The 13736-nt window shown below is 61.2% G+C and carries 9 protein-coding genes and 3 pseudogenes; 6 read left to right on the top strand and 6 right to left on the bottom strand.

What is annotated here, in order from left to right; all coding sequences use genetic code 11:
* Position 1: 1 nt before the first annotated feature.
* The 3 genes and pseudogenes from U5O12_RS02750 to U5O12_RS02740 form a co-directional block, all read right to left on the bottom strand.
* Positions 2–787 carry an ATP-binding cassette domain-containing protein gene (locus tag U5O12_RS02750; RefSeq protein WP_322577157.1) on the bottom strand — a complete coding sequence of 262 codons (786 nt, stop codon included), beginning with the start codon at positions 785–787 and terminating at the stop codon, positions 2–4.
* 18 nt (positions 788–805) lie between these two features.
* Positions 806–1955: pseudogene (locus U5O12_RS02745) on the bottom strand (ABC transporter permease).
* An 81-nt stretch (positions 1956–2036) separates the two neighbouring features.
* Complete coding sequence (locus U5O12_RS02740) at positions 2037–3071, bottom strand: sugar ABC transporter substrate-binding protein (protein ID WP_416221426.1); 1035 nt, start codon at positions 3069–3071, stop codon at positions 2037–2039.
* 204 nt (positions 3072–3275) lie between these two features.
* Here U5O12_RS02740 and U5O12_RS21110 point away from each other — a divergent pair.
* The 3 genes and pseudogenes from U5O12_RS21110 (at position 3276) to U5O12_RS02720 (ending at position 6241) form a co-directional block, all read left to right on the top strand.
* Positions 3276–4152 (top strand): annotated as a pseudogene (locus U5O12_RS21110) (MurR/RpiR family transcriptional regulator).
* A gap of 50 nt (positions 4153–4202) precedes the next feature.
* Positions 4203–5198: an inositol 2-dehydrogenase gene (gene iolG / locus U5O12_RS02725; protein ID WP_322577154.1), complete on the top strand. Its 996-nt coding sequence runs from the start codon at positions 4203–4205 to the stop codon at positions 5196–5198.
* 8 nt (positions 5199–5206) lie between these two features.
* Positions 5207–6241 carry a Gfo/Idh/MocA family oxidoreductase gene (locus U5O12_RS02720; protein WP_322577153.1) on the top strand — a complete coding sequence of 345 codons (1035 nt, stop codon included), beginning with the start codon at positions 5207–5209 and terminating at the stop codon, positions 6239–6241.
* 11 nt (positions 6242–6252) lie between these two features.
* On the opposite strand, the gene U5O12_RS02715 is transcribed toward U5O12_RS02720, so the two are convergent.
* Together U5O12_RS02715 and U5O12_RS02710 are read right to left on the bottom strand one after the other, a co-directional pair.
* Positions 6253–6624 (bottom strand): response regulator, encoded by a 372-nt coding sequence (locus U5O12_RS02715; RefSeq protein WP_322577152.1) that lies wholly within the window; start codon positions 6622–6624, stop codon positions 6253–6255.
* Between the two features lie 45 nt (positions 6625–6669).
* On the bottom strand, positions 6670–7629 hold the full coding sequence (locus U5O12_RS02710) for a chemotaxis protein CheX (protein ID WP_322577151.1): 960 nt from the start codon (positions 7627–7629) through the stop codon (positions 6670–6672).
* Between the two features lie 183 nt (positions 7630–7812).
* On the opposite strand from U5O12_RS02710, the gene U5O12_RS02705 reads away from it, so the two are divergent.
* A complete protein-coding gene (locus U5O12_RS02705; protein WP_322577150.1) occupies positions 7813–8430 on the top strand; it encodes a hypothetical protein in 618 nt (205 codons plus the stop codon).
* 67 nt (positions 8431–8497) lie between these two features.
* Here U5O12_RS02705 and U5O12_RS02700 read toward each other — a convergent pair.
* A pseudogene (locus U5O12_RS02700) lies at positions 8498–11829 on the bottom strand (error-prone DNA polymerase).
* A gap of 104 nt (positions 11830–11933) precedes the next feature.
* Between U5O12_RS02700 and U5O12_RS02695 the strand changes: the two are divergent.
* Together U5O12_RS02695 and U5O12_RS02690 are read left to right on the top strand one after the other, a co-directional pair.
* Positions 11934–12503: a YlcI/YnfO family protein gene (locus U5O12_RS02695; protein ID WP_322577149.1), complete on the top strand. Its 570-nt coding sequence runs from the start codon at positions 11934–11936 to the stop codon at positions 12501–12503.
* A gap of 463 nt (positions 12504–12966) precedes the next feature.
* Entirely contained in the window at positions 12967–13728 is a 762-nt protein-coding gene (locus U5O12_RS02690; protein WP_322577148.1) for an SDR family oxidoreductase, read from the top strand.
* Positions 13729–13736: the final 8 nt, after the last annotated feature.

The following is a 13736-nucleotide window of genomic DNA, read 5'->3' as shown; positions in this document are numbered from 1 at the left end:
TTCAGATCGTTACGCCTTCGAGGTCGGCCATGAGCTTTTGCATTTCCTCGCCACCAGCCATCATGTCCAGCACTTCGTCTTTGCTGACGTCCTTTTTCAAGTAGGTGCCGAGCGATTTGCCACGGTTAAGCAAGGTGAAACTGTCTGCAATCGGGTACGCGTGGTTCACATTGTGGGTGATGAAGATCACCGAAATGCCACGGGCCCGGGCGGTGGCAATGAGCTTGAGCACGTTCGCCGATTGCTTCACGCCCAGTGCGGCAGTGGGTTCATCCAGAATCAGCACCTTCGCACCAAAGTGGATGGCGCGGGCAATGGCCAGACATTGTTTCTCGCCACCGGACATGGTGCCGACCATCTGGTTGGCATCGCGGATGCGAATGCCCATGTCGCGCAGTTTGGAACCGGCAGTTTCAGCGGCCAGCGCGTGGTCCATGACAGGCAAGAAACCCAACAGCTGTTTGGTGGGCTCGCGGCCCATAAAGAAGTTGCGGGCCACGCTCATCAGCGGCACCAACGCCAAATCTTGGTACACGGTGCCGATACCGGCGTCCAACGCCTGGCGGGGCGATGTGAAACGCACCGGCTTGCCGTCAATCAGGTATTCACCTTTGTCGGGGCTGTGCACACCGGCCAGGGTTTTGATGAGGGTGGACTTGCCGGCACCGTTGTCGCCCAGCAGGCAGTGCACTTCGCCACGACGCAGGCGCAAGGTCACGCCACCCAGGGCGATGACAGGGCCGAAGAATTTGCTGATGTCTTCGAGTTGAAGGATGTAGTCGCTCATGGGAATTGGCTCTGTGGTTTAACGACGGCCTGCAGCAAAGCGGGAGCGGATGTAGTTGTTGAACAGCACGGCAATCAAGAGCATGAGGCCGAGGAATACGCGGTACCAGTTGTTGTCGATGCTGGTGTAACCAATGCCGATTTGCACCATGCCGAAGATCAGCGCACCAAATGCGGCGCCGATCACCGAGCCGTAGCCGCCCGTCAAAAGGCAGCCGCCGATCACCGCGGCGATGATGGCTTCAAATTCTTTCTGCAGACCCCGGTCTGCTGCCGCAGAGCCAGCATCAGCCACTTGCAACACAGCAAACACGGTGGAGCAAAAGGCCATCAGCACAAACAGACTGACTTTGACTTTGGCGACCGGGATACCTACGTTTTTCGCGGCATTGGCATCGCCACCCACCGCTTGGATCCAGTTGCCCCACTTGGTGCGGGCCAACAAGAAGGCGCCAGCAGCGGTCAGGCCGACCCACCACACCACGGCTTTGGGAATGCCGGTGGCCAGCGCGGTGCCGTCATCGCGGGCCGCCAAGATACCGGCCTCGGCCAGGCTGTTAAACAGGCCGGTCAGGGTGTAGCCGTTGAACAAGAAACGCAATCACCGGGTCTTGGCTGATCATGTCGCGCAGCACCAGATCGCCATTGCCGCTCAAAATGGTTTTGCCGGTGAAGATGACCGACACCGCCAGCGACAGGCCGCGCAAAATGAAGAAGAACGCCAGCGTGACGATGAACGAAGGCAGACCGGTGCGTACGACCAACCAGCCGTTGAGCCAGCCCAGGCACATGGCGACCGTGAAAGCAAACACCACCGAGGCGGAGATGGGCCAACCCCAGTACAGGGCCGGAATAGCCAGCAACATGCCGGCAAAGCCGATCATGGAGCCCACCGACAAATCGAACTCACCCGCAATCATCAGCAGTGCCGCACCGACAGCGAGCACGCCGAGGTACGCGGCCACGGTGCTCCAGTTGATGATGCCTTCGGGATTGAACATGCCAGAGCCGCCAGCACTGAATGCAAACATGACGAAGACCAGCAAGGTACCGGCCAAGGCGCCGAATTCGGGGCGCGCCATGAGTTTGCGCACGAGGCTGACCTGGCGGACCCTGTCGTCGACAGGTGCCGTGGTGGCGAGGGTGGGGGCGTTGGGGGTCATAAACATCACACAGGAAATGCAAAATAAAATGAAACCGACCGCAACAGAAAAGGCGCAGTGCGCCCTTTCTGCCACGGGGACAGGCAATTAGCGGAATTGGCCTGCGTACTTCTCGACCTTGCCGATGTTGTCCTTGGTCACAAAGCCAGGGCCGGAGCCGATGTGACGGGGACCGTAGGCAGGTGCCAAACCGTACTCATTGAAACGGGCCGTGGTTTTGGCATTGGCCTTGACCGCGGCAGACACCGCAGCCAGATCCGTGCTCTTCATCGACTTCATGCTGGCCAGCACGGCCACAGGGACATAGCCTTGCAAATAGGGCTGCTGGTCAATACCGAACTTCACCGAGCCATCCTTGATGCCTTTGGAGATTTCGTCAGACAGGTCGAAGGTGGCCATCCACATCTTGCCCTTGAGACCTGCTTTTTCCAGAGCCTTCAAGGTGGGGTGGGCGGATGTGGGGCCGAGGGTCAGCACCGCACCGGTGCTGGGGTTCTGGCGCAGGTAGGCAGAGACCTTGGCTTCGATGCCGGTGGGGTCATCACCCGAATCGATGGTGCTCTTCTTGAAGTCGACACCAATGGCGTCGGCAAAACCGCGGCAACGTTCAAACGAGGCGGGGTTGGTGGCGTAGTGGTTCACGCACAAGAAGGACTTCACACCGTCGGCCTTGGCGCGCATGCCAGCGCCCTTGCCGGCTTCGTACTCAGGCTGGCCCACGTGCATCACGGCGCCGAGCTTCTCGCTCTGCTCGGTGGTGCCGGAGTTGATGGTGATGACAGGGATCTTCTTGTCGGTGAGCTTTTTGATGGCGCTTTGCAGCACGTTGTAGTCAGCAATGGTGACGATCACGCCGTCGTAGCCTTGGGCGGCGGCTTGCTCGATCAGGCGGGCCATGTCGGCCAGATCACCGTTGGGTGGGTTGCGGTAGTCGACCTGCACACCATAGTCTTCTCCGGCGTGTTTGACGGAGTTCTTGATGGTGTTCCACCAGGAATCCGAGTCGGGTGCGTGGCTGATCAATGCGATCTTGGACTGCGCAGCGGCCATGCCACTCACAGCCAGCAATGTGCTCAGCAATACGGTTTTTGCAAATGTCTTGCGGGACAACTTCAGGTTCATCTTGCGGTCTCCAATTTTTTGATGTCACAGATAAAGATAAAAACTTCACTGCAATGCAGCAGACGCGGGGCTTCCGGCATCTGCGAAGAAGTTTATCGACTTCACTCAAATTTAGAAAGTTATTTCTAATTAGTAAAAACCCTAGAACATATTTTCTTTTCAATTAGAAGGTTTGACGGATAATTTGTTCTAAAAATAGCCTGTATGAACACCCTTCCCACGCCCCCAGCTCCCGAGAGCGAAGAAGCCCTGATTGCCGCGATTGCGCATGCATTCGAAGGTCTGAGCCGCCAACTCAAACAAATCGGCACCTATGTGGAGCAACACCGTGGGCAAGTGGGTATCCGGTCCATCCAGCAGGTGGCGGAGCATTGCGAAGTGCAGCCTTCAGCGGTGGTGCGTTTTGCCAAACATTTCGGCTTCAGCGGTTTCAGCGAAATGCAGAAGCTGTTTCGCGATGGCTTGGCGCGGCAGATATCACCCAGCCGGGACTACCAGTCGCGCATACGTAGCGCGATTGAGTCCGGCGCCAAGGACCTGACCAGTGCAGACATCGTGCATGCGGTGATCGGTGGCGGCATTGTCGGGGATGGAAGAGCTGCAAAGCAGTCTGCAAGAGCCCGCGTTTGAAGCTGCGGTGGATTTGCTGTTCCGCGCCGACACCGTCTGGTTGATGGCGACCCGCCGCTCATTCGCCATTTCGACCTACCTGACCTATGCCCTGCAACACACCGAGAAGCGGGTGCAGCACATCACCGCCATGGGCAATATGCAGGATGGTCAATTGCGGGGGCTGCGCCCCGGGGATGTGATGGTGGCCATTTCATTTGCGCCCTACGCCCCGGAGACCGAAAGCATCGTGGCGGAAGCCCATGCGCGCGGCGCGCGGATTATTTGCATCACTGACAGCAGCCTGAGCCCCATGGCCCGGTTGGCACAGACCTCGATTCTGGTGAACGAAACCAGCGTCTTCGGCTTTCGCGCACTGACCAACACCATGGCCGTGGTGCAAAGCCTCTTTATGGCACTGGCCTACCGGCTGGAGCTGCAATACGAACCCACCCGGCCGCGCCCGTCCTGACGGGCAGGCAGGCATTCCTTTCTGTTCCCATTCCTTACCTTGAAACACCTATGAAAAAAGTAGCCCTCTTCGGCGCCGGCCGTATCGGTCGCATCCACGCCGCCAACCTCGCCGCCATGCCCGGCATTGAACTCACTGCAGTGAGTGACCCGATGGCCGCCAACGCGGCCTCCCTCGCCCAAGAGCATGGTGCGCGCGTGGACAGCATCGAGGCCATCTTTGCCGACACGTCGATTGACGCGGTCGTCATCGGCAGCCCCACCACCACGCACAGCGACCTGATCACACGCGCGGCCCAGGCTGGCAAACACATCTTCTGCGAGAAGCCGGTGGATCTGTCTGCCGAGCGCGCCCGCGCCTGCGCGGCCGTCGTAGCCCAGGCCGGCGTGGCCTGCATGATTGGCTTCCAGCGCCGCTTTGACCCCACGTTCAATGAAGCCAAAACACGCCTGGACCGTGGCGATATCGGCAATCCCGAAATGCTGGTCATCACAAGCCGCGACCCAGGCGCGCCACCCGTGGAATACATCCAGCAGTCCGGCGGCATCTTCCGTGACATGCTGATTCACGACTTTGACGTGTTCCGCTGGATCTTGTGCGGCGACGGCGACAAAGCCGCCTGGCTGAGCGCCACCGGCTCCTGCCTGACCGACCCCGCCATTGGCAAGGCCGGCGACTTTGACTGCACGGCCGTCACCATCAAGACCGTCAAGGGCCGCCTGTGCCAGATCAACACCACGCGCCGTGCTGCCTACGGCTACGACCAACGCTTTGAAGTGATCGGCTCCAAGGGCATGCTGCAATGTGGCAACCACAAGCCCAGCGAAGTGACCCAAGCCACCGCCCAAGGCACCTCGCAAGACAACCCAGAAGCGTTCTTCCTGCAGCGCTATGCCGCGGCCTACCGGCTGGAGATTGAGCATTTCTTTACGCAACTGCAAAACGGGGGAACATTCCGCACCACCGTGCAGGACGGTGTGGACGCCCAGATCCTGGCAGACGCTGCCGCAGAAAGTGCCCAAAGCGGCCAACCCATCACCTTCTGAACACCACCATGTCCACGCCTCGCTCCAAAACACCCCTCCGAATCGGTATCGTCGGCCTGGGCCGTCTGGGCCAGCGCCACGCACAAGCCCTGGCCTTCAGCACGCGCAACTGCGTGCTCACTGCCGCCTGCAGCCCGGTAGAAACTGAGCGTGCCTATGCCGCCGAACAGCTGGGTATCCAGCAGGTCTACGCCCACTATGATGAGCTGCTCGCCAGCCCTGATGTGGACGCGGTGGTGCTAGTCACCCCTACCTCCCTGCACGCGGACCAGACCATTGCCGCGCTGCAAGCCGGCAAGCATGTGTTTGTGGAAAAGCCCCTGGCCCTGAACGTGCCTGATTGCGAGCGCGTGCTGGTGGAGGCCGAGAAGCACCCCGAGCTGATCGCCATGGTCGGCTTTGTACGCCGCTTTGACCCCAGCTACCGCGCAGCCCAGGCCAGCATTGAGGCGGGTGAGATTGGTCGCCCCTTCATCGTGCGCTCGCAGACCTGCGACCAGAACGACCCGGATGGCTTCTTTGTGCGCTTTGCACCCACCTCCGGCGGCATCTTCATGGACTGCAGCGTGCACGACATCGACCTGGCGCGCTGGATGCTGGGGCGCCCCAAGGCCACGCGCGCCTACGCCACCGGCACCATCGCGCTACACCCCGGCCTGGCCGAGTTTGGTGACGTGGACAACGGCCTGGCCATCGTGGACTTTGAGGGGGGTGCCAAGGCGGTGTTCTACGCCTCGCGCACCATGGCCCACGGGCATGAGACACACACCGAAATCATCGGCACCGCCGGCAAGTTGCTGGTGGGAGAACACGCCGCGCGCGACCGTGTGGTGAAGAGCGACGCCCACGGCGTGCGCCATGCGGTGCTCAAGGACTTCTACGAGCGTTTTGAGGCAGCGTTTGCTGCGGAAATGGCCGAGTTTGTTGCAGCCTGCCGCGGGGAAACGCAGCTCACACTGACCTTGTCGGACGCACTGGAGGCGACGCGCATTGGCCTGGCAATCACCCGCTCTCTGCAAAGCGGCATGCCCGAAGCGGTGTGAGGGCCAGCCCCTTACACCAATCCGCAAAATTTCTTGAAAGGCCCCAGCACCGCATCGCCGCGGAAGGGCTTGACGATCCAGCCGGTCACGCCGATGGTGCGGCCGCGCTCACGCATGACTGGGTTGTCTTCGGTGGTGAGCATGATGATGTGCACCGACTTGTTGCCCAGGTCATTGCGGATCTTGTCGGCCATGGCCAAACCATCCATATTGGGCATGTTGATGTCGCTGATCACCAGCTTGATGCCGGGGTCGACCTTTAGCTGGGCCAATCCGTCGCGTCCGTCTGTAGCCAACGCCACATCAAAACCATGTTTGATTAAGTAGCCGGAAACGATTTCCCGCATCGTGCTGGAATCGTCCACCACCAGAACATTCGCCATCTCTACCCTCTTCCCATCCGCACCGAAGTTGACGCTTTGTGTTGCTTAAAACAGATCCAGTTCACCCGCATCGCTGGAGCTTGACGCTGCATATTCGGCGAATTGCTCGGGTGACCAATGGAGGTTGAATATAAACCGCTGCACGATCACCAGGGGTTGGCCGCCACGGCGACCGGATTCCGACAGTGAATACCGGATACAAAGTTGCGGATCTGGCGACCCGAACGAGATGTATTTGTGCGCATGGTTGATCACAATGGGTACCTGGGCCAACTGCGTCGAGGCAGCTATCGGGGCGATGTAGCGGTTTTTGAAAGCCCCCCAAATCAGGTTGGTGGTTTCACCCAGCATGTTGTTGAGGTCACGGAAATTGAGCTCACCACCCACGCCTTCGTAACTGAAGCCCTTGAGCATGCCTTGGCGCAAGGCGCTTTCTTCCGTTTGCAGCATCATGTAGCCGCGACACCAGGAGCTCTCGATGGGGATGATGGTGGACACCTCGCCATGGATGATGCGGTCGTGCACCACATAGGGCGGCTCAGCCGTCACGTTGGCATGGGGGAACATGGAACGCATGGAAGTCAACGTCAAATCCACAATGCCTTCCACCAGCGCGGTGGGGTAGCGCAAGCTGAAGATGGACCGTTCCACCCCGGCACGCAGTTGCTCCACGTCACCGGTGCTCCAGGGGTAGCGGATGAACTCACGGTAGAGGGCGTCAAGATCACCATGGGTCGTGCGCCGCAGAAAAATCGGTAGTTCAGGGCGCAACCGGTGGATGGACTCTGCCAGGTGCAGCGCATCACGGGTGCCACAGGGCAGATCTTCAGCCAGCAACACACCCGCCAGATCTTTGTGCTGCTCCAGGCAAGACAAGGCATCGTGTGAGGTGCGTAGCAAGGGCATAAGCCCCACCGAATCACAAAAGTCCGTCAGCACTTTGCATTGCTGGGCATCGTGCTCCAAGAGCAACACCTTGGCTTCCAGGTGGGTGGTATCAGTCATCGCGCAGGCCTCGCAGATTGGGTAGAACTCCCTGAAAGCATCCTACACCGTGATGGGGATGTTGCGATGGAGAAGACGCCCGTCTGTTGCCTTGAAATGCCTAGGGGTATTGGCAATCAAAATTGCCCGAACTCCGGCCCGTTCATTAGCATTGGAGCCCCGGCAGCCAATTACCTTACCGCCATGTATACAACCGTCTGGGTTACCGAGACCGTATCCAAGCGACTGCGCAGAATGGCCATTGTCGCCATCACAAGCGTCGCCGCATGGACCGTGCAGGCTGATGAATTCGACTGGAGCATGGGGGTCTACGCTGGCAAATACCACGACGCGGAACCTGCGGGTGCACTGGCAGGCCGCGCGAATTACGTCGAGCACTACATGCTGGCAGTCACTGGCAGCAAAACATTGTGGCGCCACAGTGAATGGCCCATCGCCATCGAACTGGACGGCATGCTGGGACAGCAGAGTGGTTTGGCCAACTTGACCGAGATTGCAATAGCGCCTGCATTGCGCTGGAGTGGCTTGCCTTGGCGTGACACGCTGCGCACCGACATTCGCTTGGCCCCATTGGGCTTGTCATACACCAGCCAAGTGGGCCCGCTGGAAGCCGGCCCGGACGGGCGTGGAAGCCGTACCCTGAACTACCTGTTTGTGGAAGCCGCGTTCTCACGGCCACAAACCAAAGACAGTGAGTTTTTTGTACGCCTGCACCACCGATGCGCCATTTATGACTTGCTAAACAACTACGGCGCCAATGGTGAGGACTTTCTAAGCATCGGTTTCAGAAAGAAGTTCTGAACCCCCAGACGCCAGTGTTCAGGCACTGAGTTTGGACTGGGCCATCGACTGCGCCAGTTGCTATGCCTCAATGAAAATCCCGACTGGTGGTCGCCAGCGGCCCCAGCAGGTGGGTAAGGTCCACCAGCCGTTTGGCCACCACGTGGCGCACCTGGCCGCCGCTATCGTCATCGCGCTGCCACACGCCATACACCGCCATCAGGCGCGCGCGGTACACCACGTCACGAAACTGCTCACGCACGCTTTTCCACACAATCACATTCACGCTGCCGGTCTCGTCCTCCAGCGTCACAAACACCACGCCTTTGGCGGTGCCCGGCTGCTGGCGCGCGGTGACGATGCCGCAGGCGCGCACCAGCCGCCCCGTGGGGTAGTCGCGCATCTGTGCGGCCGTCAGCAGCTTCTGTTTTGATAGCTGCTCGCGCAATAGCAGCAAGGGGTGGGAGCGCAAAGTGAGGCCCACTGCGGCGTAGTCAAAGCTCACCTCTTCGCCCTCACCCGCGGCAGGCAGCACTGCAGGTCGTCCTCCTCAATCGGCACGCCTTGCAGCAGCGCCGGTGCGGGCCGCAGGGCCGAGGCGTCCCACACCTGCTGGCGGCGGTGGCCGCTGAGGGACTGCAGCGCATCGGCACTGGCCAGTGCGTTGAGGTCCCCCGTGTCGAGCTGGCAGCGCAGTGCCAGGTCTTGGGTGCTGGCGAAGGGGGCCCGTTGGCGCTGTGCGGTGATGCGCTGGGCCACCGCTTGGGTCAGGCCGCTGACCAGGCGCAGGCCCAAACGTACCGCTACTGAACCGATGGGGTCAGCGCACGCGCATTGCGGCGCAATGTGGTGGTCTGACCCCAGGGTCTCAAGCGTGCAATCCCAATCGCTGTGCGCTACATCTACTGCGCGCACGGTCACCCCATGGCGCTGTGCATCTTGCACCAGCTGTGCCGGACCATAAAAACCCAGCGGCTGGCTGTTGAGCAGCGCGGCCAAAAAACAGGCTGGCTCGTGGCATTTGAGGTAACTGCTGATGTAAACCAGCAGCGCAAAGCTGGCCGCATGGCTCTCGGGAAAACCATATTCGCCAAAACCCTCCATTTGTTTGAAGATGGCCTCGGCAAAGTCCAGCGGGTAGCCCCGCTCCACCATGCCGCCCACCAACCGGTCGTGGTACTGGCTCACATTGCCATGGCGCTTCCACGCGGCCATGGAACGGCGCAGCGCATCAGCCTCGCCGGGCGTGAAGCCCGCGGCCAGCACGGCGATCTGCATCACCTGCTCCTGGAAGATGGGCACACCATGGGTGCGGCCCAGTGCCTCCCGCAGCGCCGGATAGGGAGACTGCGCGAGCGCCGGGTCTTTGCGCGCTTTCAGATACGGGTGCACCATGCCGCCCTGAATCGGCCCCGGCCGCACGATGGCCACTTCCACCACCAGGTCGTAATAGGTGCGCGGCCGCAGGCGCGGCAACATGCTCATCTGTGCCCGGCTCTCGATCTGGAATACGCCCACCGTGTCGGCCGCGCAGATCATGTCGTAGGTGGCCTTGTCATCGCGCGGAATGTCTTGCATGCGCATCGGCTCTGCCAGGCCGCGCCGCTGCGTCACCATGTCCAGACAGCGGCGGATGGCGCTGAGCATGCCCAAGGCCAGCACATCCACCTTCATCAGGCCCACCGCGCTCAGGTCGTCCTTGTCCCACTGGATGATGGAGCGGTCTGGCATGGACGCGTTTTCTACCGGCACCAGGCGGGTCAGCGGCCCCTGGGTGAGCACAAAGCCGCCCACGTGCTGGCTCAGGTGGCGCGGAAAACCCTGCAACGTGGTGCTCAGCTCCAGCCATAGCTGCAGACTGCGTGCGGAGGGGATCGCCATACCGTTGTGCGACGCCAACGTCAGGGAGGCAGCGCGCCCAGCTTCGTGTCCCCCGCCCGCTGCGCAGGCTCCTTCTTGACCTACGCTGGGCACACTGTCTCCCTGACTCTTTGCTATCGAAGTGCCTCCAACGCCCATGGAATATGCGCCATCCGCTACTTTTTCAATAGCATCCTGCAACCGCCCCGCCAGCACCGCGCGGCTGTACATGCCGGGGTGCTCTTTGGCCATGGCGGTGATCAGGTCCTCGGGAATCTCCAGCGCACGCCCCACATCGCGCAGCGCGCTGCGCGGGCGGTAGCTGATCACGGTGGCCGCAATGGCGGCGCGCTCGCGGCCGTATTTGGCATAGATGTACTGGATCACCTCCTCGCGGCGCTGGTGTTCAAAGTCCACATCGATGTCGGGCGGCTCGTTGCGCTCTCTGGAGATAAAGCGCTCGAACAAGAGCGAGGTCTCGTGCGGGTTGGCCTCGGTGATGTGCAGGCAGTAGCAGACCACCGAGTTGGCCGCAGAGCCCCTGCCCTGACACAGGATCTGCGCGCGACGCGCAAAACGCACAATGTCGTGCACGGTCAGGAAGTACATCTCAAACCGCAGCTCCACAATCAGCGCCATCTCGTGCTCCACGCGCGCACGGATGTCCTGCGGCACGCCCGCCGGGTAGCGCGCCTGCGCACCCTCCTCTACATAGTGGCGCAAGGTCTGCGCCGCCGTCTGGCCCGGCAGCACCGCCTCCAGCGGGTAGTGGTAGCGCAGCTCGTCCAGGCTGAAGGTGCAGCGCTGCGCCACGGTGAGTGTGTTGGCCAACCACTCGGCGGGGAACAATGCGGTCAAGCGCGCACGCGAGCGCAGGTGCCCCTCCGCATTGGCTTGCAGCGCAAACCCGCATGCCGACACGGGCTGCCCCAAGCGCACGGCGGTCAGCACATCGTGCAGCGGCTTGCGTGAGCGCACATGCATGCACACCTGGCCCGTGGCCAGCACCGGCAGGCCGCTGAGGGCCGAAAGCTGCTGCACCCGCACGCGCTGCAACGCATCCCCGGCCACCAGCCCCACGCTGGCTGCCAGCCAGCAATGGGTTCCAAATAGGGCTCCAGCCCTTATGGATATTGCGCAAGCAGCTTCTATATTGATAGCAGACGAAAAGACCAGCAACACTTCGCAGTCCGCCAGCAGCGCCCAGGGCGACATAGCCCAGCTGCACAGGTACTGCCCCTTGATGGCTGCCATGCGGGCCTGGGTGATGAACTCGCACAGGTTGCCCCAGCCTCGCAACGTGTGCGGCAATGCCACCAGCGTGAAGTGCCCTCCATCCGGCAGCGCCACGGAAAACTCGGCCCCTGGCAACAGCTGCAAGCCCAGGCGCTTGGCCTCCACATGTGCACGCACCAGACCAGCCACCGTGCATTCGTCGGTGACTGCCAGCGCGCGGTAACCCAGTGCATGGGCGCGCTGCACCAACTCTTCAGGCTGCGAGGCGCCGCGCTGAAAGCTGAAAGAAGAGAGGCTGTACAGTTCTGCGTAATCCGGAAGCATGGTGGTGTGCCCCAGTGCATCAAGGAGCGGAATTATTACAAATAACTGTACTTATATACAGCCAACATCTGTAAAAACATTAACATTCCACTTACACTTGGCGCATGCAACTGTCTTCGCTGCCCGCTATCCCCATCACTGCCGCTTTGCGTGCGGACATTGAGTCCCTGCTCGACTCCCAAGAAACGCTGTCGGAGTTTGTGCTTACCGCAGTGCTGGAAAGCCTGGAACGCCGCCGTCACGCGGCCGCCATGCGTGCCGAAGCGGCCACCCAACAGCAAGTTGCCTACACCGGCCCGCTGCGTGTGCTGGTGGTGGACGACGATGACTTCAGCCACACCGTGCTGCGCGAAATGCTCTTGAGCCTGGGTGTGGCCGAAGTGCACACGGCGCGCGACGGCAGCACCGGCGCCGAGGTATTGGCCAAAATGCCCGCACCACCCGAATTTTTGATTTGCGACATGATCATGCCGCACACCGATGGCATCGACTTCCTGGGCCACCTGGCCAAGATGCAATACCGCGGCGGCGTAATCTTGCTCAGCGGCGGTGACAGCCTGATGCTGTCCATTGCCGCCGAGGTGGCCGTGTCAGACGGCCTGCGTGTATTGGGCTCGTTTTCCAAACCCCTGCAGCGCGCCGACCTGGCCGACGTCATGGGACTGGAGCACTAGCCTCCGCTGCTATTGCCCCTCAGGCTGACTCATTCAGTTGGCGGGGGTGGGAAAGATCGGCTCCCCTGCACACCTCTTGCAAACGCACTCACGCGTTTGTGCCAAGCAACGCTTTCCAGTGGCCGGCCACCAGCATGTCTAGCGCCCCGCCCATGAAACGAAAACAAAAGGTGTTGTCGTCCAGCAGCATGATCTGGCTCACCGTGTCCACGGAGCCACTGGTGTAGCCGCCCAGGCAGGGCCGATCTTCGGGCGTCAGTGCTCCCGCTCCGCCATGCAGTACGGCCAGCAGGGCCAGGGCCCAGGTGTGGCGAGGTGGTTGAAGTCATGGCGCTCTCCCTGTGGTGGCTGGCCCCTGTAGGGCACGGCACGCCCCTGTCGCGCGGGTTACGCCAAAGGCGCCGGTGCGGGCCACAGCCTCCTAAGATGGCTTTTTAGGTCACTCTTTACGAAGGTGCATTCCATGGATTTGCGTTTTGACAACAAGGTGGTGCTGGTCACGGGTGGTGGCGGTGGCATTGGACGAGCCAGTGCCCTGGCGTTTGCCCGTGCAGGTGCCAATGTGGCGGTGACTGACCGTGACGTGCAAGCCGGTGAAGAAACCACGGCGCAAGTCAGCGCGCTGGGGGCCGAGACCTTGTTTGTGGCCGCGGACGTGATGCAGGCCACGCAGGTGCAGGCCATGGTCGCGCAAGTTGTGGCGCACTTTGGGAGGCTGGACTGCGCGTTTAACAACGCAGGCATTGAAGAAGAACACATGCGCCTGGCCGACTGCGAGGAAGCCACGTTCGACCGCATCCTGGGCGTCAATGTGAAGGGCGTGTGGCTCTGCATGAAGTACCAGATCCAGCAGATGCTGGCCCAGGGCGGTGGCAGTATCGTCAACACCGCATCGGTGGCCGGCCTCATTGGCGCGCCCAAGATGTCAGCCTACGCCGCGAGCAAGCATGCCGTGGTGGGCCTGACCAAATCTGCAGCAGCCGAATACGGCCGCAAGGGTATTCGCGTGAATGCCGTATGCCCCGGCGTCATCCGCACCGTAATGTTTGACCGCGCGGTGGCCGCCGACCCCAAAGTTGGCCCAGCCGTGGCCGGCATCCACCCGATTGGCCGCATTGGCGAAGCCGATGAAGTGGCCACCGCAGTGCTGTGGCTCAGCTCGGATGCAGCCAGCTTTGTGACCGGACTGGCCCACACGGTGGACGGCGGAATGACCTCGGTTTAAAGGGAGCC

The sequence above is a fragment of the Rhodoferax sp. genome, from assembly GCF_034519335.1.
GTDB lineage: Bacteria > Pseudomonadota > Gammaproteobacteria > Burkholderiales > Burkholderiaceae_C > Allorhodoferax.
Note: the sequence above shows the minus strand (reverse complement) of the source record. Positions and strands in the feature narration are given on the sequence as shown.